At 58.1% G+C, this 21,110-nt stretch carries 19 protein-coding genes; 8 read left to right on the top strand and 11 right to left on the bottom strand.

The window, feature by feature from the left end; genetic code table 11:
* Nucleotides 1-122: 122 nt before the first annotated feature.
* Complete coding sequence (locus SMD27_RS20775) at nt 123-923, top strand: DUF2092 domain-containing protein (protein ID WP_320510362.1); 801 nt, start codon at nt 123-125, stop codon at nt 921-923.
* Nucleotides 920-1,708, top strand: a complete 789-nt coding sequence (locus tag SMD27_RS20770; RefSeq protein ID WP_320510361.1) for a hypothetical protein — start codon at nt 920-922, stop codon at nt 1,706-1,708. The genes SMD27_RS20775 and SMD27_RS20770 overlap by 4 nt, the downstream gene beginning before the upstream one ends.
* A gap of 289 nt (nt 1,709-1,997) precedes the next feature.
* On the opposite strand, the gene SMD27_RS20765 is transcribed toward SMD27_RS20770, so the two are convergent.
* Nucleotides 1,998-3,059 carry a fatty acid desaturase family protein gene (locus SMD27_RS20765; RefSeq protein WP_320510360.1) on the bottom strand — a complete coding sequence of 354 codons (1,062 nt, stop codon included), beginning with the start codon at nt 3,057-3,059 and terminating at the stop codon, nt 1,998-2,000.
* A gap of 1,384 nt (nt 3,060-4,443) precedes the next feature.
* On the opposite strand from SMD27_RS20765, the gene SMD27_RS20760 reads away from it, so the two are divergent.
* Nucleotides 4,444-4,950, top strand: coding sequence for a hypothetical protein (locus SMD27_RS20760; protein ID WP_320510359.1), 507 nt, complete (start codon nt 4,444-4,446; stop codon nt 4,948-4,950).
* Between the two features lie 66 nt (nt 4,951-5,016).
* Here the strand turns inward: SMD27_RS20760 and SMD27_RS20755 are convergent, their stop codons facing one another.
* Nucleotides 5,017-5,247: a hypothetical protein gene (locus SMD27_RS20755; RefSeq protein WP_320510358.1), complete on the bottom strand. Its 231-nt coding sequence runs from the start codon at nt 5,245-5,247 to the stop codon at nt 5,017-5,019.
* A 108-nt stretch (nt 5,248-5,355) separates the two neighbouring features.
* Here SMD27_RS20755 and SMD27_RS20750 point away from each other — a divergent pair, with 108 nt between their 5' ends.
* Nucleotides 5,356-5,559, top strand: coding sequence for a hypothetical protein (locus SMD27_RS20750; RefSeq protein WP_320510357.1), 204 nt, complete (start codon nt 5,356-5,358; stop codon nt 5,557-5,559).
* A gap of 423 nt (nt 5,560-5,982) precedes the next feature.
* On the opposite strand, the gene SMD27_RS20745 is transcribed toward SMD27_RS20750, so the two are convergent.
* From SMD27_RS20745 to SMD27_RS20730, 4 genes are all read right to left on the bottom strand, one after another.
* Nucleotides 5,983-6,543: a hypothetical protein gene (locus SMD27_RS20745; protein ID WP_320510356.1), complete on the bottom strand. Its 561-nt coding sequence runs from the start codon at nt 6,541-6,543 to the stop codon at nt 5,983-5,985.
* 90 nt (nt 6,544-6,633) lie between these two features.
* On the bottom strand, nt 6,634-7,920 hold the full coding sequence (locus tag SMD27_RS20740; RefSeq protein ID WP_320510355.1) for a flavin-dependent oxidoreductase: 1,287 nt from the start codon (nt 7,918-7,920) through the stop codon (nt 6,634-6,636).
* Nucleotides 7,921-8,024: 104 nt separating this feature from the next.
* Nucleotides 8,025-8,750, bottom strand: coding sequence for an alpha/beta hydrolase (locus SMD27_RS20735; RefSeq protein WP_320510354.1), 726 nt, complete (start codon nt 8,748-8,750; stop codon nt 8,025-8,027).
* A 286-nt stretch (nt 8,751-9,036) separates the two neighbouring features.
* On the bottom strand, nt 9,037-9,675 hold the full coding sequence (locus tag SMD27_RS20730) for an HD domain-containing protein (RefSeq protein ID WP_320510353.1): 639 nt from the start codon (nt 9,673-9,675) through the stop codon (nt 9,037-9,039).
* 546 nt (nt 9,676-10,221) lie between these two features.
* On the opposite strand from SMD27_RS20730, the gene SMD27_RS20725 reads away from it, so the two are divergent.
* Nucleotides 10,222-11,133 carry an NAD-dependent epimerase/dehydratase family protein gene (locus tag SMD27_RS20725; protein ID WP_320510352.1) on the top strand — a complete coding sequence of 304 codons (912 nt, stop codon included), beginning with the start codon at nt 10,222-10,224 and terminating at the stop codon, nt 11,131-11,133.
* A 274-nt stretch (nt 11,134-11,407) separates the two neighbouring features.
* On the top strand, nt 11,408-11,656 hold the full coding sequence (locus SMD27_RS20720) for a hypothetical protein (RefSeq protein WP_320510351.1): 249 nt from the start codon (nt 11,408-11,410) through the stop codon (nt 11,654-11,656).
* Nucleotides 11,657-11,688: 32 nt separating this feature from the next.
* Here the strand turns inward: SMD27_RS20720 and SMD27_RS20715 are convergent, their stop codons facing one another.
* The 5 genes from SMD27_RS20715 to SMD27_RS20695 all read right to left on the bottom strand — a co-directional run bounded on the left by SMD27_RS20715 (nt 11,689) and on the right by SMD27_RS20695 (nt 18,953).
* A complete protein-coding gene (locus tag SMD27_RS20715; protein WP_320510350.1) occupies nt 11,689-12,888 on the bottom strand; it encodes an efflux RND transporter periplasmic adaptor subunit in 1,200 nt (399 codons plus the stop codon).
* Nucleotide 12,889: 1 nt separating this feature from the next.
* Nucleotides 12,890-16,144, bottom strand: a complete 3,255-nt coding sequence (locus tag SMD27_RS20710; RefSeq protein WP_320510349.1) for an efflux RND transporter permease subunit — start codon at nt 16,142-16,144, stop codon at nt 12,890-12,892.
* A 158-nt stretch (nt 16,145-16,302) separates the two neighbouring features.
* Nucleotides 16,303-17,694, bottom strand: a complete 1,392-nt coding sequence (locus SMD27_RS20705) for a sensor histidine kinase (RefSeq protein WP_320510348.1) — start codon at nt 17,692-17,694, stop codon at nt 16,303-16,305.
* Nucleotides 17,681-18,463, bottom strand: coding sequence for a response regulator transcription factor (locus SMD27_RS20700; protein WP_452094309.1), 783 nt, complete (start codon nt 18,461-18,463; stop codon nt 17,681-17,683). Before SMD27_RS20700 ends, SMD27_RS20705 begins: the two co-directional genes overlap by 14 nt.
* A gap of 28 nt (nt 18,464-18,491) precedes the next feature.
* Nucleotides 18,492-18,953, bottom strand: a complete 462-nt coding sequence (locus SMD27_RS20695) for a CreA family protein (protein WP_320510347.1) — start codon at nt 18,951-18,953, stop codon at nt 18,492-18,494.
* A 246-nt stretch (nt 18,954-19,199) separates the two neighbouring features.
* On the opposite strand from SMD27_RS20695, the gene SMD27_RS20690 reads away from it, so the two are divergent.
* Both SMD27_RS20690 and SMD27_RS20685 read left to right on the top strand, forming a co-directional pair.
* Nucleotides 19,200-19,421: a hypothetical protein gene (locus SMD27_RS20690; protein ID WP_320510346.1), complete on the top strand. Its 222-nt coding sequence runs from the start codon at nt 19,200-19,202 to the stop codon at nt 19,419-19,421.
* Between the two features lie 167 nt (nt 19,422-19,588).
* The gene (locus SMD27_RS20685; protein WP_320510345.1) at nt 19,589-21,007 is read left to right on the top strand and encodes a hypothetical protein; all 1,419 of its coding nucleotides are present in this window, start codon (nt 19,589-19,591) and stop codon (nt 21,005-21,007) included.
* The last annotated feature ends 103 nt before the right edge of the window (nt 21,008-21,110 follow it).

Genomic DNA, 21,110 nt, shown 5'->3' with positions numbered 1-21,110 from the left:
CCGATCCGTTCCGGCCGATCAAACTGGCATGTCACCGACAGAAGGGTATCTGAAGACGATTTCTTCAGGGGCAAAACTCAAAGGGTGGTGAAATGATGCGGAAGTATCTTCGGAGATATTTGATGCCCGCCGTTATCATGGCGACGTCGGCGGCCTTCTTTGGGTTGCCGTCACGAGCGATTGCCGAGAATGCGCCGGCCGAAACCGCGTCACAGCAACAGGCGCGAACGATTCTGATGGGCATGTGCGACTACCTGGCGAGCCAGGACAAGTTCACCATGTCCATTCGTGCCGGATATGATGTTGTCCAGGAATCCGGCCAGAAGATCGAGTTTCGACAGGTGGCCAAGGCATTCATCGATCGTCCGAAGCAAATGATGGTTGCCAGCGAGACCAGCAGTGGCCTGAAGCAGCGCATCATCATGGACGGCAGCACGGTGACCGTTGCCGATGATGGGAATCGGCTTTATTCCCAGATCGCCCGTGACGGTCCGTTGGACGACAACATCAAGTATTTCGTGCGGGACTTGAAGATGCGTTTGCCTTTGGCGCCGCTCTTCATGCAGCAACTTCCAGCGGAGATGAAACGCCGGATTGTGGAGATCGACTATGTGGAGTTCGACCATACGCTGGGTGTTCCCACCCACCATATCGCCGTGCGAATGGCCTCAGCGGATCTGCAGATCTGGATCGCCGATGGTGACCACCCGGTGCCCATGCGCGTGATCCTGACCTATAAGGAAGAGCCAGGTGCACCGCAATTCTGGGCCGATTTCAGCGACTGGAACTTCGAGCCGCAATATGACACGACCACTTTCGCCTTTGTACCGTCTGAAGGCGCCAGGAAGATACCCTTTGTGAGCAAAGTCCGCGTGACCAAGGGGACTGGCGATAAATCTGGCACGGAAGGAGAAGCGCAATGAAGGCGCCATCGATCAAGAAGGTCACGTGCTTCATTGCAATGATCGCCGTGGCACTGATGGCCGCGGGCTATGTCGAGGCAGGTGGCTTTGGTAATCGCGGCGGCGGCTTCCGGAATCAGGGTCCGGCAGCAGGCGGCAATTTCTCGGCGCAAAGGTCAGGTATAAGCGGCAAAGCGGGCAAGAAGACCCCATCGGGCGCCAAGCCGCAGCAGGCCGGCACATCCGCCAAAACGGGGCGGGTGACGGCAAATACCGCGCAGAAAAGCGGTGCCAAGACCAGCAAGGCTGGCAATGGGACTGCGAAACAGCCCATGACCAGCAAGGCGGCCAATAGTGGCGCGCGGCAAGCCCAAACAAAGTCGCAAACCAGCCAGGAAAACCGGCAGGAGGCGATATCGAATAATCAGGAGAAGCGGCAGGAAGCGATATCGAATAATCAGGAGAAGCGGCAGGAGGCTATATCGAATAATCAGGAGGATCGGCAAGATTACATCGACGACCACGACGATTGGGACAACGATGATTGCGTAACCGATAACTGCAACGGCGGTGCCTTTGTGGCGGGCGCTGCGATCGGGGCAGCAACCGCTGTGATTACGACACAGCCCTCCCAATCCTCCTCCGAACAAGCGACGACGGCGTCACCGCCGGCGGGTGGCTTGCCTTGCAATCCAACTATCGAAGAGGTCGATGGCGTTACCTATTACGCCTGCGGCCAGAGTTATTACATTCTCGCCTATGGCGCGGCCGGTCCACTCTATACGCCGGTCCCCGCACCTCACTGAACGTGGACGAAGCCGTCGCGGCACAGCGATCTGCCGCGACAGGCCCGGGCGTTCGCAAATGCACGGGCTCGGCTAGTCGTGCGACTGCTAGGTTTGGCAAATAGGGTGCAGTCTTTGCGCGACCGGTGTCGCCGCGAATTAAGACACACGTCCGCGAGCAGCTTGAGCCACTGTAGGCTTTGAGATGACTTTTCCTCGTCACCTATTCAACTTGTTCGACTTGTTTCAGGACTCTCTGGTCTGAATGATTGCCGCTGCGGCTCCGCGGTTCCTTTCCATCTTCCATATTTCATCCGTGAGACTCACCGATCGTGGCAGAGGCGGAGGCTCCCCCGGCCGCCTCTCCGAATCCGACCATTCGCTCTGCGTCCTGGTCCCACAACGCAAAGCGCCAGGCTTTCAGAGCGTCGGGCAACGTCAGCACGGGCGCCGTTTGCAAGACACTGTTCGCGTCATGGCACTCCTGCAGCCGATAATTAGGGATCATCGGATTGAGATGATGAATATGGTGAAATCCAATATTGCCGCTAAACCACTGCAAGATTTTCGGCAGCTTGAGGTAGGAACTTCCGCGCAGTGATGCTGCCGTTGCACTCCAATTCTCCTTGGAGGCCCAGAACGTGCGCTCGAAACGGTGTTGCACCGAAAATAGCCAGACGCCAAACAAGGCGGCGAAGATCATGATGGGGAGATGGACCATCAGGACATTTATGAAACCGAGAGACCAGCCCAGAACACCAAAGACGCTAAACAAGGCGAGGTTAACAAGATAGATCCCCCGCCTTTCACGACGCCATTCTGCGGGCATGTCAAATGGAACACGATAAAGCAGTAGGAAGATCAGCGGCGGTAGAACGACTAACGAAATGAGCGGATGCCGCACGATGCGATATTTCAGACGCTGAAGACGATTGGCGTTTCGGTACTCTGTGACGGTCACGCAGGTCGAATAAATATCCACCCCCGTCTCGCGGCGATCAAGGTTGTTCCAGTGGGCATGATGACCCGCGTGCTGTCGGCGCCAGCTCGCATAGGGGGTAAATGTGACGATGCTGCATAAATATCCAATGACGGCATTGGCGAGAGGCGAAGGTAGGAACGAGCCGTGACCGCAGTCATGTTGAATGATGAATATCCGAACTGTCAGTCCAGCAGCGATGATACTGAGGGCCAGCGTCAGCCAATAAGACCAAGAGAGAGACGCATACATTAATGTGCAGACCAGCACAAAAGGAGGGAATGTATTTAGTAATTGATAGATGCTGCTGGTTATCCGCGCTCCTTGATAGGGCGCCATCATTTTTTTCAGCGTTGCGCGTGTTGGGTGAGCTCGCGTCGCCTCGTGGGGCATGGCATTCCCGGCCAGTGAGGAAAGGGTGCTTCATTAAAATGACAGTAATTCGGCATTTGAACTGTGCGCCATCACGGGCCTGCTCCAGATGGCCAAAATCGTAACCCTGCCTTCGCGTCGGAATCTAGCAATATCCCGAGGACGGCAATATCGCCGCCGGCCCCCCGGTTTCCAGCACCCCCACTACCGGCTCATCCGCAATAGCCCGCCTCATTTCGGGGCTAGGGCGCTTTATGGTCTCACCATTTGTGCCCCCACAGGCCGGCAATGCAGACGAAGAGGAAAATCGCGGCCGGAATCACAATAGGCGGCGTGAAGTATCTCATCTTGATTGCCCTTCCTACAATACGCTTCTCGACAGTGCTCTCATTACTATTCGTCGCGGCCCTGTAGATGTGGCCACGAATCTATAAAGCGCAATGGGGACAAGGAATAAGCATGAATAGCCGTGCGAACAGAGCCTGGACGATGTGGAGGCTGATGGCGCAGTCCGAGAGTGGCAGCTCGGTTGGGTTGCTGAGGGCCAAGGGTCATTGATCGATTTCCGACTTCTTGTAGCTCCCCGGGGGATAAGCTATTGTTATTCTCTGCAGAAACCTTATCTACAAGGCACAGGCAGCGCGCGAATCATCGCAGCGAGCCGACACGCGAGAGCCATGCTTGCCTGCTAAGCTCTTCCGGCCCAGATGCCGAATGCAGGCACCTATCACTTCTTACTCCACCGATTGCTTCCTGATTGCCGTCGCAATCAAGATGATAGCCGTTGCGATGCCGCGATATTTCGACCTGTCCGCAAGGATTCGGACGTGCAGGAGCTCACGAAGCCCTCCTGATCGAGGATGTTTCAATTTCCCCTTCGCTCTGACCAGCGTGGACGCGCCACAGCGTCCTGGCGAAGATGAAGACGGACGAAGAACAGATCGACAGCGCGTTTTTTATCGGCTATCGGCGCATGGCGACCTTCATTCACCTTCGCCCATAACCTGGCCGTCCCCGTCGCCCAGTTGGTGCTAATCGAGCCGGGTGAACTCGAGCGTATCTTAAGAAACGACCAGGATGCTTATTCAACGTCCCACACCATCACAGGATATACGCCAATGACTGTAGGTTTTATAACGCTTGTCACGCTCATGGCAGTCATTGCAGTGGGCATCATTCTCAAGACTTGGCTATTTCGATGAACAAAGCGCTACGAATGCACTCGATTTGCCAGGCATGCCGGATTGCATGAAACCGGCGATGGCGGGCGGCGTTAGGTCCAGGAAAGTTCACCAGATGTGTCTAAGGCGGCGAATAGCGTGGAGAACGAGACATACCGAATGCCTCGAACCGCTTGAGGGATCGCCGAAGATGGAACCTAATCGGCGACGTCCTGTTGGTGGGAATGGCCAAGCAAACTTCTCATAGCGCCGCTGCCGACGCCGCTCACGCGCTCCGCGATCTGATCAATTCCAATGGCGATATCCCTGATGCATTTTGGCAGAACCCGTTCGTCTTGGGTTTCCTGTTTTACTACATCCATGGTGTTGCCGGCCTTACTGGTGTGCAGGCCGACGAATACTATGATATGCCATCTGCTTTTATCGAACTCTGCGGCGAAGACCTGGGCATTGATGTGCTTGAGCGGAGCTTGACTTTCAGCATGGACCAGGATCCAGGCTACCTTGCAGGCCTCAAAGCCGGCGACAAGTATCTCGCCGTTGTCTTCGGATCGAAACAGTATGACAATGACCCGGCGGTGATCGGAGCGCGCAAACTTGCGGCGGCCAAAGCGAAAGACTTGCCCGCTGGGTTCGGCGTTGCACCGGTCGACATCGAGAACACCTATCTCCTCGAAACCATCTTCCTCAGCGAGGTCCGTGGCCGACTAAATATGGTCACGATCAATTAGTGGCGGAGGGGCCGCCCTTCGCATTGGCCCGGCGTGGGCTCGGCGAGTTCTGCGTGTCCTATCGGTTTAGTCCGAGATGAATTTGACGAAGCGAGCCGATGCAGATAACGACCGATCGGCACTCCGGCTATTCATAGCGATGGCAAACGGAAGGATGATCCTTGATCCGCCTTCGGCGATCGGATCCAGGCTGAACAGCTGAGATCCATTGGCGCCATTCCTGGCGACGCGGCCCGATTTCTTTAAGTTGACCGGAGCGGTCGGCGCGTCGGCGGCTATCTTTCCGCCGGACATCATCGCGCAAGCCCCTGGAAGCGGGCCTGGCGGTGGCTCGTGGGAGCGGCTGCTTCACCATCCAAACCATGTAGCGCTTCGCTGATCGAATTTCAGCATCGGAGAAAATCAGTGACCAATACAAAAAAGCTACGTCTAGCTATCGAACGGAAAAAGAAAGCGGTCGAGGGTGCCATCGCGATGCGTGAATATAAAGCCGACCAAGCTGCGTTTCTCGCGAAGGGTGAACGCCTTCGTGCTGAGCGCCTAGCAAAAAAGGCGAAGCGAACCAAGCCGCAATCCGGCGCACAGCCGAACGAAAAGAATCAGACCTAAAACAGTACGGACTTGCGAGGATTGATGCCGATGGACGGGGCCGAGCCAATCGACTGTCCATGGTGGTGCGGCATCGCACGCATTCGACGTCGTCATCCCTTCCCTGCCCGGATATGGCTTCTCGGGAAAGCCCACCGCTCTAGGCTGGGATCTCGCCCGAATTGCCCGGGCCTGGACGGAAACTGATGGAGCGTCTTCGCTACCCGCGCGATATGTCGCGCAGGGCGGCGACTGGGGAGATGCCGTCACTGAACAGATGGCCGTGCAAGCGGCGCCCCGGCTGCTCGGTATTCATACCAACATGCCGGGTGCGGTTCCGCCCGATATCGACAAAACGCTCCCCGCGCTGCCTGGGAGCAGCCCGAGGTCCTGACGAAAAGACCTCCGTTTGGCGTTCAGGTCTTTGCGATAGGATAAGCAGCCCTAATAACTGGGCCAGTATACCCGGTTCGACTCCTCAAACAGGCGATTGGCTTTCTCAACATCAAATGGATGTTCCCGCAACGTTTCCGGATTCCATTCGCTGCGCTCCTGATTGAGGAGATCGCCGCCATAGATATGAATCGCGCCAGTGAAGCGCGGGATCGGGTTGGTGACCGAATGAATGATGTCCGGCCCCAGGGGCATGCAGTCACCACGGCACAGGGATTCAGCGCCTGCGGCCTCGATACCATGGCTCCCATCAGGCGGCAGGCGGCGCCAGAAAATATTGTCCTCGCGCCCGGAATAGACACCGATGAGCGCCCACATGCGATGATCATGCGGCATGATCGTCATGTAGGGACCCCAGATCACATTGTCGATCAACAGGCCGGGCGAGCTATACAGGCTGGTGACCCCGGCTCGCTGCGGCTCGCCCAGCGCGGCTATCACCGCATCCGGGGTCCGCATCACTCGGGACAGGATTTCCGACACCCCTTTATGGCTGTCATCCTGCGCCACCGCGTCCCGGCAATCGGCATAGAAACGATCGAGATCAAGCATTATCTATCTCCGTCATGGTCGACAATCGGCATGCCCACCGCAATCTCGCAGCGCGACATTGTTCTGACACATTTTTTGTCTCCCCACGGGCTACCTGGAGCCGGCTAGTCCTACCAATTGCGCATAGCCGCCGACGATGTCGGTGAGTTCTGCGGAAGTGATCACATCATCCAGACGGGTGAACCCTTCGGGAGCCCGCTCCGCCACCAGATTCAGGACGCGCTCCGGCCCGCCTCGGCGATTCGTGCGCACAACTTCGGCCGTCTTTGGTCGTCTCTCGGCCTCGTAAGCCTTAAGCGCCGCCTCTAGTGGCAGTGCGGACAAGAGCTTCGCCAGGCAACGAGCATCGAGGATGCTCTGGGCTGCCCCGTTAGAGCCGCTGGGATACATGGGATGTGCCGCATCCCCCAGCAATGTTACCCGCCCTTGCGTCCACCACGGGAGCGGATCACGATCGCATTCGGGGTACTCAAAGAATCGCGGCGTGGCTCGGATCAGCGCTTCAAGATCGAGAAAAGGCAGCCGCAGACGCTTCGCGAATGGCAGCACCTCTTCAAGCTTGCCTTGACGAGACCAATCCTCACGACGCGGCGGAAACGCGCCGCCCCCCACCTTTCCGTTCATCACCCAGTTCGTTAGCCGCGTTCGCGGCGACCTGCCCTCGCCGATCGGATAAATGGTCAACTTGGCCAGCCCGTCGGCAGCGATCAGCATGACATTCCCGCCCTCGAAAACAGGCCAATCCACGACCCCTCGCCATAGCTGACTGCCTTGCCAACGGAGACCGCCGTCCTCTGGATGCAACAGGCCTCGTACCGCCGAATGGATTCCATCGGCGCCTATCAGAATCTGACCAGGTTCCTCCACTTGGCTTCCGTCGGCCAGCGTGAAGCGCGCCGTCACGCCCTCGGCGTCTTGCAAAAAATTCAGCAGACGATGACCAGTCCGCACCGCGCCCACCGGCAATCTTGCCTGCGCCGCCCGCCACAGAACACCATGCAACCGTCCGCGATGGATCGACAGCTGGGGCATATCGTGCCCGCCCCAAAGGCCGCACTCGCTCCTCAATATCTCTTGTCCGAGATGATTCAGATAACGCAGTCTGCGCGTGCGGATAGCGATCTCGTCGAGTTCCTCTAAAACGCCGAGCGGCTTGAGCGCGCGCGCCGCATGCGGGAGAATATTGATTCCCACACCGAGCTCTTTGATATCGGTAGCCGCCTCGAAGACTGCGCAAGGAATATTCAGCTGGTGCAACGACAATGCCAGGGTGAGGCCGCCAATCCCGCCTCCTACAATGAGAACGCGCTGCCGAGGCGATCCGACTTCGCGATTATCTTTCGGATTGCCGTCCGATCGCACATGAGGCTTGCTCATTGGAAATTCCTTTCGTTTGCGGGAATTGCCAAGCGGCTACGATCTGGCTGCCGCCGGCATCTCAGATTGCTGTCATTCGGCTGTTGGCATGGCATGACGTCTGATCAGTCGCGTCCGGCATCTATAACGGCCTGCGCGATCCGGTCGGGATGTGTGAAGCAGATTTCGTGACTGCCCGGAATCTGAACAAGGCGGAAAAGTCCGAGCTTCTCCGAAAGTCTTGGGTGCCACGGATGACTATGTGGCGCCGCTATATCCTCAGTACAGTTGATATAGGACTTTCCAACCTGCATATCGGCCGGATTGGTCGACAGCGATATCTTGTCTCTGAAGGTTTGCATGGGGTGTGGATTGAGCGCGTTATACGCTCTTTGCGCCAGCTCGAGGTCACCGTCATTGATGAAAGCTTCGCGCCAGACTGGGAAGGGCAATATGATCGAGCCATCACTCCGTTCTGCTGCGAGGGCCTCCATAGCGGCGCGTTGATGGGGCAAACCCATATCCAGGAGGGACTCGCCGTCATTTGGAACAAAGGCGTTCCAGTAGACCAAGCGCCGGATGCGGTGGAGGACGCGATCTGCCACCCCTGTAATCACCATTCCGCCATAGCTGTGCCCGACGAGGATGACATCCTCCGCGCCGGTCTCTTCGAGATATTCGATGATCGACTCAATCGCCTCTGCCAAGCCGGTTGTCTTCGCATCCCCCGGCCGATTGCCCTTGATCGTAGGCGTTTGGACATCATGTCCCATCGCGCGAATCAAGGAAGCCACAGGTTCGAGTTCGGCGCCTGTGTGCCAGGCGCCATGTATGAGCACGTATTTTGCCATGTATCTGCCGTGATGGTGATTGAAACGATTGCATGCATGCTGAAGCGCAGGCAGGGATCGGCCGTTGCGGCGGCGCCGTGTCGACCGTTAGTGCCGAGAGGAGGCCGAGGGCAGCCGTATCTGAAAGAGTATCGAGGGTGGTCAGTAGTCACGAGATGATGAGGCTTTGATGCTATCGTAACGAGCCCCGGCAGGACAAGGGCGTATGTGCTCCCGGGGCGCGGTCATTCCTCGAACTCGAAAAGATTGTTATCCGCCTGGAAGACCGGGCTCACCTTGCAACGTACTAGCTGGACCAGGGTGCGCCGTGGATACGAGCACAAACGTTGGGCCTGCGGAAATTGGGATCGCGAGCTTCGATGTATTCGGCATTCACCGTGCCGAAAGTCGTTTGAGGTTTCTTGAGAGCAGACTCAGTCTGCACATCGATGAACTCGTTTTTAAAGTTACCGCGCGGGAAAGCAGCGATGACCTGATCGCGCTGCTCGGCTGTGTATTCATCATAGCCTATTCCAATGACGTCCACCAAAACGCCCGCGTTGGTGAGATGAATTTCCGGACGCATATACATTGGAATGCCGGGCGTGGTATGGAGCGCAATTGCTTCCCAGACCAGATCCGACTTGCTTTCGGGAACACCGTGACTTTTGAGGAATTCGCGCGCGGCGTCCGCGCCATCGACCTCGAATCGTTTTGATTCAGTATGATAAGCCTCGATGAGGCCCATATCGTGGAACAGAGCCGCCACGTAGAGCAGTTCCGGATCGAATTTGAGTTTCAGGCGAAGACCCTTCATGGCGCCAAATACGTAAACTCGAACCGAATGATTGAACAACATCTCGCTTTGAAATCCCCGGACAAGCTCTGCGGCTTCCTTTGCGAGCTTGCTGTCAGGGATTTTAATGCCAGAGATCGTCTGTACCATGTCGAACTCCTTTGAAGATACGCGGCGTGCATGCCGTATCTGTCTGACTGGCGCGTATTGTGTGCGCCGTTGCTTCTGGAATCACCCGGACGGCGCATTGATGAGGTTGGACCTCGACCAAGCGACAGGTTTCCAGCGCAAGAAGATGGGACCTTCCGTTTCCATCGCCGGCGATCGGCTTAGTCGCTGGGCCACAGCACAAAGATGCGCAGCGGCCGATCAAAAGAAAGTACCAAGATCCGCATTTTCAAATGTACCATCGAGCGATGGCTCGTCCGAAAGCGATCGCGACGCTTGCGAAGGGCGCCACTTGAAGGACGTCAGTTAGCACCGTAATCTACCAAGCGTGCGATGGGCCTCCAAGTCACGATGCTTGAGCGACGATCGACCGCATCGGATTTAGTGTCGGTATCAGAATATCGGACTTCATGCCTGGGGCTCGGCGAGCCCTCGACAGAGACATGAGCGACTTGTCGAGACAAAGGGTCTCGGCCTGCCAGCGAACTAAGAACCTTCGCGTTTGAGAAAAATTACAAGGAGCTAGTTATGCGGATTTTCATCGCGGGCGCGACCGGCGCCGTCGGCTTACCACTGGTGCGGGCATTATGCGCTCTCGGCCATCAAGTGATCGGCATGACGCGCGCCGGCCCCAGCGTCGATCTTTTGCGTGAATTGGGGGCGGAGATTTCCACCGCCGACGCCTTCGATGCCGCGGCCGTCCAGACCGCGATCGCAACGGCCGCACCGGATGTGGTAATCGACGAACTGACATGGCTTCCCGCCGATCCCGCTGATATCATCAAGTCGTTGCCCAACGACACGCGCCTGCGACGCGATGGAGGCGCTAATTTGCTCTCCGCAGCCCAGGCCGCGGGCGTGGGACGCTACATCATTCAATCTCGCGGCTTCTATCTCAATGCTCCGGAAGGCGAACTCGCCAGCGAGACTGCCAAGATGCGGTACGACGCACCTGGCGAAGTCGGCAACAGTGCGCGTGCATTCGGCGAATATGAAGATCACGTCCTGGCTGCGCCGTCACTGGACGGAGTTGTCCTGCGCTACGGCTTCTTTTACGGTCCTGGTACCTGGTATCGACCGAACGGGGCCATTGCGGATCAGCTGCGCAAGGGCGCGGCAGCGATCATCGGGGAAGGGTCTGCGGTGTGGTCGTTCGTGCATATCGATGACGCGATCGCGGCGACAATCGCCTCGCTGACGGCCGATCCCGGTGTCTACAACATCGTCGACGACGATCCGCTACCGGTCGCTGAATGGTTCCCGGCTTTCGCGCGCTGGGTCGATGCACCGGAACCGCCGCGCATGAGTGTGGAAGAAGCCCGCAAGGCGGCCGGCGAGGAAGCCATCTACTACCACACCCGTCTGACCGGAGCCTCCAACAAGCGGGCGAAGAGCCAGCTCGGCTTCACGCCACGGCCGCTCCTGTGGAAGGCCAAGTAGCTGCCCTATGACGGGCTGAAGCAGTGCGCCGAAGTTGAAGTGCGCCCCGCCATGCGCGGATTTTTGCCCGCTTGTGTGAGCCGATGCGTGTAGCAGAAGCGAATGCGATCGGCCGCGGTTACGGCGCGCGTCCCTTCCTCTCGTCTCCCGGAGGCTTTTGAAGCAGAAATGCCATGGTTCGCTCCGCTCGCGGGCGTGGCCGCGTTAACTATTGTCATATTGACTAGCGACCTACCCTGAATAGTAGAATAGGACGTCATCGCAGGAGGGAGGAATGGAAAAGATCACCATGTATCCCCAACCGCTTGAACGGTACCTCTACAGCAAGATCATGGACTTCAAGCCGGTTACTATCCGGAGATTGAAAATCCGCCGCCTGGACAACGCCGAAAATGGCTGCAACTGGACGGTCGACACGCTTGATTGTGACTTGCCGCCATACATGATGAAGCATCTGGAAAGGGAAGTGATCGCGCCGTTGCGCGACGCCATCGACTTGGCGAAAGACCGACGCCGTGAATAGGCCGGACAGGGGCGTTATGCGGGGCCCGCCTTTCAATTGACCTTCGCATCGCCGGCGGCAGCCACCTTGCCGCTACTCGCGTCTTCGGCCAAGCGAACCACATCGCCGTCCACCAGCGTTTCCGGCGGGCTGTCGATGACGTGATCGCTCATGCTTAACCCAGCCACCACTTCTACCGTGTCGCCGAAATCGCGGCCCAGCTGTATTGGCTTCAGATGCGCCTTGCCGTCATCGCCGAGCAGCGCGACCTCGATGCCCTTATTGCCGGGAATAAGCGCCGTCGCCGGGACACGCAGCACATCGGGATCGGTCGGCAGTTCGAAATGCACCTCGCAGAACATGTTTGCCAGCAATTTGCCGTCGGGATTATCGGCCTGCAACTGCACCAGCATGCTGCGTGAATTGGTATCGACCGCATTCGACTGGGTAACATAGATCGCTTGGAAATGCTGGCCGGCATATTGCGGAATATCGAAGCTGGCCTTCAGGCCTGGATGCAGATCCCCGGCAAAAGCCTGCGGCACCTGCACATAGATGCGCATCTTATGGAGATCGGAGACCTCGAAAAGCTGGCTGGTCTGCCCCGTACCGGCGCCGGCATTGATGAGCGCACCGATATCGGTGTTGCGCGCCGTCACCGTCCCGTCGAAAGGTGCGGTGATCTGCTTGAAGGCTTGCATTGTGGCCAGCCGGTTGAGATTGGCCTGAGCGGATTCGAGCGCTGCCTTCTTGGCGATATAGTCGCTCTGCTTTTCATCTGCCGCCTGGACCGAGACGTCCCGTGACGTGACGAGGCTGTTCCAGCGCTTGGCGGTGACGGCCGCGAGTTGCTCATTCGCCTGAGCCTGGGCGAGGTCGGCCTTGGCCTGATCGTATTGCCGGTCGACATCCGGAGCATCGATAACGCCGAGGACCTGGCCGGCCTGCACCTTGGCGCCGATATCGGCGTTCCAGCTTTTGAGGTAGCCATCGACGCGGGCATAGATCGGGGCGCGGTAGAACGCCTGGATGGTGCCGGGCAGATCGAGCGTCTGCCGCGTCGCGCCGCGCTGCAGCTTCGCCAGCGCCACGGTGGGAATGGCCTGATCATTTGTCCAAGCTGCCAAAGCCTGGGTGCTATGCGCCCGGCTCATCAACCCGGTAACGGCAATGGTTCCAAAGCCGATCGCTGCGACGATACCGAGGATCACCAGCAAGCGGGTATTCGGCTTTGTCGCATTATCCTGTGACACACTAAACTCCTATCGTATCAGGCCTGGGTGGGGACTTCGTTGCCCGTGAAGTCGTTGCCCGCCGATCATTGTCGATCGAGTCATGAGACGTTTCCTTATTCGAGGCCTTCTTCTGATGGTCGCGCCCATGCACGACGCTGAACATCGCGGGGACCAGGAACAATGTCGCCATGGTGGCGAAGATCAGGCCGCCGATGACGGCGCGTCCGAGCGGCGCGTTTTCGCCGGGCTCGATCGCCATCGGTATCATGCCGATGATCATCGCCAAAGCGGTCATCAGCACCGGGCGGAAGCGGGTATCGCCAGCCTCCGAAGCGGCCGTAAGGGCATCGGCACCACTGGCCAGCCGCTCACGCGCGAAGCTGATGACAAGAATACTGTTTGCCGTCGCAACGCCCATGCACATGATGGCGCCGGTCAAGGCCGGCACGGAAAGCGTCGTGCCCGAGGTGAAGAGCATCCAGACAATGCCGGCCAGCGCGCTTGGCAAGGCCATGACGATGACGAAGGGATCCAGCCAGGACTGGAAATTGACGACGATCAGCAGGTAGATCAGGACGACAGCGACAGCGAGGCCCATGAAGAGCTGATGGTAGGCGCTGGTCATGGTCGTCACTTGCCCGCTCACCACGGCATTGGCGCCGCGTGGCAGATCCTTCGCCGTATCCGCGATCACCTTGTTGATATCCGCCGCCAGGGCGCCGAGATCGCGATCATGGGGCGTTGCATAGATATCGATGGTCGGCTTCACATTGTAATGCATGACAACCGCATTGCTGCGTTCGCGCGAGATCGCCGCCAGACCGCCCAGCAATTGGTGCGAGGTTGCGGTGGCCAGCGGCAGGTTCTTGAGGCGGTTCATGCTCTCGATATCTTGCTGCGGCGTCTGGATCGAGACGGCATAAGAGACGCCATTATTGGGATCGAGCCAGTAAGTGGGCTGTACCTGGGTGCTGCCCGCCAAGGTGGTCAGCATATTGGTCGCGGCATCATGCTCGTTGAGACCGACGATGCCGGCCAGCGAGCGATTGAAATCGACCTTCAGGGTCGGTTCCTGGAAGGCCTGCTCGATCCGCGCATCGGCAATACCCGGAATATGACTGATGCGTGTCAGTAACTCATTGGCATAAACACGGTCCTCGGCAAGATTGAAGCCTATCACCTGCACGTCGATCGGCGCCGGCGTGCCGAAATTCAGGACTTGCGTGACGATATCGGCCGGCAGAAAGGCGAAGCTGACGCCGGGGAAAAGGCGCGGCAATTTTTCGCGCAGCAGATCGATATATCGATCGGTCGGCGCGTGATCTGCCGATAGGGTTATCAGAATATCCGCATCGCTGGTGCCGATGGTGCCGGAATTGCCGTAGGTGACGCTGATGCCGCTGACCGGCAAGCCGACATTCTGCACCATGCCCGAAAGGTCACGGGGCGGGATCATCCGGCGGATGGAATTGCTGACCTGGTCGGAAAGGCGCGTCATCTGCTCGATACGCATGCCGGCCTGGGCGCGGACATGCAGCTTGATCTGGCCGCCATCGACATCGGGGAAGAAATTCTGCCCCAGGAACGGAGCAAGCCCCAGCGACACCAGGGAAAAGACCAGAAAGCCGCCGATCAGCCATCGGCGCCGCTTCAGTCCCAGTGCCAGAAGCCCGTTATAGTAATTACGAACGCGCGAGAAGATACGTTCGAAGCCCTGCTGGAACCGCACCAAGGGGTTGCGGCTCGGCTTCTCCTGACCGTCCGCCTCATCGTTGGTCCCATGATGATGGGTCTGGTTGCGCAGCATGAAATTGGCTAGTGTCGGCACCAGGGTGCGGGAGAGGATGTAAGACGCGATCAGGGCGAAAGCGACCGCCTCCGCCATCGGGCGGAACAGATAGCCGGCGACGCCGCCGAGGCCAAACATCGGCACGAAGGCGATGCAGATGCAGAACAGCGAGACCGTTGCCGGGACCACGATCTGTTGCGCCCCGTCGAGGATCGCCTGCTCGATGTTCTTGCCGTGCTCCAGGTGCCAATTGATATTCTCGATCGTGACGGTCGCGTCGTCGACCAGGATGCCGACCGCCAGGGCTAGGCCGCCGAGAGTCATCACATTGATAGTTTCGCCAAGGACGGACAGCGCCACGACCGAGGCGAGAATGGCGAGGGGGATCGAGAGCGTGATGATCAGCGTCGAGCGCCAGCTTCCCAGGAACAGGAGGATCATGCAACCGGTCAAAGCTGCGGCGATGACGCCTTCGCGGATAACGCCGGAAACGGCGTCCTTGACGTAAAGCGACTGGTCGCCGACCAGAGTCAGGTTGAGCCCATCCGGCAAAGTCTTCTCGATCTCTGGCATCTTGGCGCGAATGCCGTTGATGACATCCAATGTCGAGGCCGAGCCCGTCTTCAGGATGGTCATCAAAACGGCGCTCTTGTTGCCGACATGAACCACATTGGTCTGCGGCGGGCTGCCGTCATGGGCATAAGCGACGTCGCGCATATAGATGACGGTGCCGTTGACGGTCTTGATCGGCAGATCGTTGAAATCCTCGATGCGCTTCGGCGAATCTGTGAGATCGATGGTATATTCGAGATTGCCGATCTTCTGCGTCCCGACCGGTGTGATCAGGTTCTGGGTCGCCAAGGCGTTGGAGACGTCATTGGCGGAGAGGCCGTAATTGTGCAGCGCCTGCTGATTGAGATCGATCTGCAATTGGCGGACCTTGCCGCCATAGGGATAAGGAATGGCAACGCCCGGCACGGTGGTCAATTGCGGTCGGATGAAATTGAAGGCGGTATCGAACAGGGCCGTCTGCGACAGTTTATCGCTCGATAAAGCGATCTGCAGGATCGGCACCGAAGAGGCATTGTAGCTCAGCATCAACGGCGGCGTGATGCCGGCCGGCATCTGCTTCAGCACAGTCTGCGACATGGCGGTCACCTGGGCCAGGGCCGCATTGATGTTCACATTCGGCTGAAAGAAGATCTTGATGACGCCGAAGCCCGGCAGCGATTGCGATTCCACATGTTCGACGTCATTTACAAGGGTCGTCAGCGTGCGTTCATACAGTGAGACGATACGCCCGGCCATGTCATCCGGCGGCAGACCTGAATAACTGAAGACCGCGGCGACGACCGGAATGCCGATATTGGGAAAGATGTCGACCGGGGTCCGGATGGCGGCACTGATGCCGAAAAGCAAGATCAGCATCGCCATGACGATGAAAGTATAGGGACGACGGAGGGCGATTTTGACGATGTCGATCATAGCCGTCCCTCCATCGCCACGGCCGCGGCCTGGCGCCGGAATGAAATGCGCAGGAGCTTGATGCGGTTCAACAATTCCAGATTTCCAGAAGGGCTATAGCGGTCCGAGGACAAGAGAGAACTAGGTGCTTCTGGAAGCCGAGTTGATTAAAAAAAATTTTATTGCGATGCGATATCGACTTGCAGTGGGGCGTCAGATTGCTGACAGACAAGGTCAATAATAGTGCCCGGTTTGCTCTGCGAAATACGAAGCTCGAAAGCGTGGCGCCTGGCAATGGCGGCGACAATGCTGAGCCCCAAACCGTGGCCGGGTATATGCCGGCTTTTATCCGCGCGATAGAACCGCTTGATAACTTTGGAACGCTCGGTGTCCGGAATGCCGGGACCGGTATCGCTGACGCGAAGGATGGGCAGGGCTGCCTCGCTCACAGCAGCGACCCGGACGCTGCCCCCTGGCGGCGTAAACTTGATCGCGTTGTCGACGAGGTTTGCGAGCGCTTCCAACAGCAGATGGCGATCAGCCCTGGCCCAAACCGGCGCCCCATAGAGGGCGGTGAAGTTGAGCCCCTTCCCCTCGGCCAGCGGTTCGTAGAGATCGAATATCTCAGCCACCAGTGAAGCAAGGTCGATGGGTGCGGCAGTATCGGCGTCACAGCGATTTTCGATTTCGGTGATCCGCAGTAACGCCGTGATAATCGAGAACACCTTATCGAGATCAGCAAGCGCACTGCGGCTTGCCTCCCCGGCCACCGTGAGATCGCTGGCGGCCGCCGCCTTTTCGACCTTCATACGCACGGCGGAGAGGGGCGTACGAAGATCATGGGCGATGTTGTCGCCGATACTGCGTATTTCGCCGATCAACCCCTCAATTTCATCCAGCATCAAGTTGATGCGTGAGGCCAGTTGATCGAGATCATCGCGGCGGCCATGGGTGGGCAGCCTTTCATGCAGATCACCCTGCATGATGCGGCCGATCGTCTGCTGCAGCAGCCGCACGCGTCGCAAGGCCCGCGAGCTGAGGAAGGCGCCGACCAGCAGCGCCAGAATAACCGTGGGGACAAGGCCAAGCGTCGCCGCATGCAAGATGACCGCGCGCAACGCCGCGACCTCGTCCAGTTCCTTACCAAGCACGACCACGCCGCCATCCGCACGACGGCAGGCGACCAGCATGATGCGGGATGATGCCGGCAGATCGGTCAGTTCAGGCGACAGATCGAGCCGCCGGGGCCTACAGTCGGCGGGCAGGTCCGGCGGCCGTTTAACGATATTACCGATCAGCCGCCGGCCCGATCCATCGAAGAGCGCGCCATAGCTAACGCGGCGAAGATCGCTGGTAAGACGGATCTGCAGGATCGAGATCAGGCGCCCTACCGGCTCCCTCGACGCCTGCACGGCTTCAACGGTGAGATATGAGCCGATGCGCTCACGCTCCAGCCGCACGGTCTGCCAATAGACGAAACCGAAAATCAGAATGGTGCAGACGGTGAGCGCGATAGCGAAGGCCATCGCCAGACGGAACGGCGCCGATCGTAGCAGTTCAAACCGCGGCACGAAGCATGAACCCCGTACCGGGAATGGCGACAATCATCTGCGCTTCATTCGCTCCATCGACCTTGTGGCGCAATTTGCCCATATGCACATCGACCAGATTGGTCTGCGGCGTGAAGCGGTAATGCCAGACATCCTCCAGGAACATCGCCCGGGTGATAGTTTGCCCGGGCCGGCGCATCATATATTCAAGCAGCTTGAATTCCCGCGGCAGCAGGTCGATATGGCGGCCGTTGCGTTGGACCAGGCGGTCGATCAGGTCCATGCGCAAATCGCCCACCTGCAATATCGTCTGACGATGATCTATCGGCCGGCGCAGTAACGCCTCCACCCGCGCGGCCAGTTCATCCATCGCGAAAGGTTTCGCCAGGTAATCATCGCCACCCGCCCGCAGGCCACGTACCCGGTCATCGACGGCACCCAAGGCGCTCAGAATCAGAATGGGGATAAGAACACCATCCCGCCGCACGGTTTCGATCATCGCCAGCCCATCAAGTTGCGGCAGCATGCGATCGGCGATGACGAGATCAGCCGCCCCTGATCGTATGGAGGCCAACCCGGCCTCGCCATCCGTCGCCAGGGCAACGTCATATCCAAGGCTGCGCAGATGGTCGCGGATGCCCTGCGCAATGTCGGGATCGTCCTCGACGAGGAGGATGCGGAGCTGTTGCGAGGTCGGAAAAGCGGAAAAGCTTGGCATCAGGACAGTCGCTTGAAAGTACCAGCTACAATAATGGCGGCTCGACTGGCGTGTCAAAGCGCCCTTCGTCACATGTTCTCATCCTCTCCATGGTGACAACTCATTGCGTCAGCGGCACGACCGAGATGCTGTTGAAAGGGGAGCCTTCAACAATCTTGGTCGACCACGCCAGATAGATCAGAACGCCCTTCTTCTGATCAAGGAAACGAGTGATCCGCAGCGACTTGAAGATGGCGGAGGTCCGTTCCGAAAAGACCAGTTCGCCTTCCTTGCCTTCCTCGATCTTGCCGACAATTTTCGGCTCACCGACGGCGCGGCAAGCAATCGAGAAGCGGCTGGGATCTTCGGCCAGGCCGACGACACCTTTCCAACCGCCGGTTTCGGCACGGCTCACATAGCAGGACACATTCTCGACACCCGGATCGTCGAAACGGTCGACGACCACTTTGTCGTTCGGTGAGGTCAAATGAAAGGTCGTCGAGACCTCGCCGACGCGCTCCTGTGCCAAAGCGGGGAATGCAAGGATCGATATCAAAACAATCACAATCGACGATCGACGCATATAAAGTCTCCAGGGAAGAATGAGGCCGGCGAGATCTTGTTGGCTGCTCATTTTGAGATAAAAGGCCATTGCACGGAATACCGAGGAAAATCGTCAGAGACCGGTCCAACCATGTCCGGTTCAATTAATGTCTGATACGATAGGCCCTGTCGCAACCATCGGCATCCGACCTAATTTCGAGTTGTAATCGGATAGTCGCCGACATAGAGTCGATGCATCGACACTTCCACACTGAAGGAGGAGGCGATGAAATATCATCCTCGTCCGACAGCCTTGCGTAAGGCGGAAAGAGAACTCACCGTCAGCGTCCGCGAACTTACCGATCGGTGCAGAGAAAACTACGGCCTCGCGGAATCACATCTCTGGCGACGTGCAGAAGTGGCGGCAAAACGCCTTAAAATGGCGGAGCAAAGCTTGAGCCGCAGCCTCCAACAACCCCCGACCTCCAGCGATTACCTGCGCGATTGACATCGACATGTGATCCATTGAGCCATCGAAGGACGTCCCCGTCTGCGCCTGATGGCACAGGGACGATGCGCAGCCAGGCGGTGCAATGGGAACCAAAGGGCGCTCCGGAAATTACTCCGGCAGGCTTAACATGAGCCGCGTGACGAGTGCTCCAGCAAACAGGTTCTATGACCGCTTCATCTATTCTCCAGGCGATTCGCGAAGAATGTGAAGATCTGTCTATTCTAGGCAGATGGTTTGCTGAAGCCGTTCCAAGCAGTTTCGCCATTCGGCAATGGAACGAGAAGATCGAGATCGCCAAGAAAACAACCGAGAAACTTATCCTATCAAATCCTGTGGCGGCCGAGCGAAAGCTTGATGCCCTTACCAACGAATTGCGACTGATCTGCCTTCGGAGTGCCCACCGGATCGCCGATCCCTCTTACCGATCACCGCCAAAATCGGAAAGTATCCGCAGCACGAGTGGGCGGCGGATGTCGTTCGGCTATGAACGGGAGTTGGACCCGCAGGAACTCGAGGAACGGTGCAAACATTACCATTCCTGCCCGGAAGGCTGGACGGCCCGGCATATTTTATTTTCCAGCGGGCAAACCGCGCTCACCAGTCTTCTGATGGGCATTTTGTCCAGTCAGGAATTTCCCGGCGGCAGGCCGATCACGCTTACCCACACTGGCGGATATTTCGAAACCACGGGGTTGTTGTCGCTCTTGCAGGCTATTCGCCCGCTGCACATACGCTCGAATAAAGAGGTGAAATATCTGGATGCTGCGGGGGACATCGATTTAATCGAGCCCGTCTTCTACGATGGCATCAGTGAAATCAGATCCGTCGGCCAGCCTTTCCTGCCGGCGAGGCATGCCGCACAGAAAACGGCATTTGCCCCATATCTCATTTTCGACACGACCCTTGCCGGTCCATTATTTGCTCCGGCCGACTTGCTTGCGTCATTATCAAATACAGGGACAAAGCTGGTCGCTTGCGTCAACTCTGGACTGAAGCTCGACCAAGCCGGCCTGGAGCTGTCCAATGTCGGCATCGTGTCTCTCTTTTCCTCCGAGAGAAGACTGGCGGAAGAGTTAGGCGCCAATCTCCACCGGATCAGAAGTTTGACCGGCGGTGGTCTAAGCCTCGACAGCATGCAGGCGCTTGAGGTCCCGTGGTTTCTCGATAAAGCGTATCAGCAAAGCTATGCGGGACGGATATTCGCCAACAATGCGGCGCTGGCACGCGCGTTTGCAGACACATCGGGGATTTTTGCGCCGCTATCCCATCCTGCCTTGATGGAACGGGCGGCGCATCCATGGGCTGTGTCGCCCTTCTGCATCTTTCAGCTCAAAGCGCCGAGCCGAGCGAATTACCATACTCTTGCCCGATGGATCGAAACCGAGACCGAGAAAAGACGGTTGGCCTTCGACTGCGGCGGAAGCTTCGGTTTCAGAGGACATCGCTATGAAGTCATCCTTCCGGAGGACGAAGGAACGCCCCCTTTTCTCCGGGTCGCGATGGGCGCGCGCGCTGGATGGTCGCGTGACGGCATCATTGCCTTGTTGAAGGATCTTGCGGAGCGCGACCTCCTTCGTAACTAAGCGTCGCGCCTTCCCACCAATCGACAATCGACCCATCGACAGAAACCTGTCAATGCGAGCGGCTTCATGTAAGGTCAACCGCGCGCGCGGGCTTCACACGATT

Origin of the sequence: Dongia soli (assembly GCF_034044715.1) — a bacterium.
Taxonomy (GTDB): Bacteria; Pseudomonadota; Alphaproteobacteria; order Dongiales; family Dongiaceae; genus Dongia_B; species Dongia_B soli.
The sequence above is the reverse complement of the archived record's forward strand: the minus strand, read 5'-3'. Positions and strand labels throughout refer to the sequence as shown.

Coding starts and splice junctions, on each gene's coding strand:
- SMD27_RS20775 (WP_320510362.1), top strand. CDS start 123: ATGCCCGCCGTTATCATGGCGACGTCGGCGGCCTTCTTTGGGTTGCCG.
- SMD27_RS20770 (WP_320510361.1), top strand. CDS start 920: ATGAAGGCGCCATCGATCAAGAAGGTCACGTGCTTCATTGCAATGATC.
- SMD27_RS20765 (WP_320510360.1), bottom strand. CDS start 3,059: ATGCCCCACGAGGCGACGCGAGCTCACCCAACACGCGCAACGCTGAAA.
- SMD27_RS20760 (WP_320510359.1), top strand. CDS start 4,444: ATGGCCAAGCAAACTTCTCATAGCGCCGCTGCCGACGCCGCTCACGCG.
- SMD27_RS20755 (WP_320510358.1), bottom strand. CDS start 5,247: ATGATGTCCGGCGGAAAGATAGCCGCCGACGCGCCGACCGCTCCGGTC.
- SMD27_RS20745 (WP_320510356.1), bottom strand. CDS start 6,543: ATGCTTGATCTCGATCGTTTCTATGCCGATTGCCGGGACGCGGTGGCG.
- SMD27_RS20740 (WP_320510355.1), bottom strand. CDS start 7,920: ATGAGCAAGCCTCATGTGCGATCGGACGGCAATCCGAAAGATAATCGC.
- SMD27_RS20735 (WP_320510354.1), bottom strand. CDS start 8,750: ATGGCAAAATACGTGCTCATACATGGCGCCTGGCACACAGGCGCCGAA.
- SMD27_RS20730 (WP_320510353.1), bottom strand. CDS start 9,675: ATGGTACAGACGATCTCTGGCATTAAAATCCCTGACAGCAAGCTCGCA.
- SMD27_RS20725 (WP_320510352.1), top strand. CDS start 10,222: ATGCGGATTTTCATCGCGGGCGCGACCGGCGCCGTCGGCTTACCACTG.
- SMD27_RS20720 (WP_320510351.1), top strand. CDS start 11,408: ATGGAAAAGATCACCATGTATCCCCAACCGCTTGAACGGTACCTCTAC.
- SMD27_RS20710 (WP_320510349.1), bottom strand. CDS start 16,144: ATGATCGACATCGTCAAAATCGCCCTCCGTCGTCCCTATACTTTCATC.
- SMD27_RS20695 (WP_320510347.1), bottom strand. CDS start 18,953: ATGCGTCGATCGTCGATTGTGATTGTTTTGATATCGATCCTTGCATTC.
- SMD27_RS20690 (WP_320510346.1), top strand. CDS start 19,200: ATGAAATATCATCCTCGTCCGACAGCCTTGCGTAAGGCGGAAAGAGAA.
- SMD27_RS20685 (WP_320510345.1), top strand. CDS start 19,589: ATGACCGCTTCATCTATTCTCCAGGCGATTCGCGAAGAATGTGAAGAT.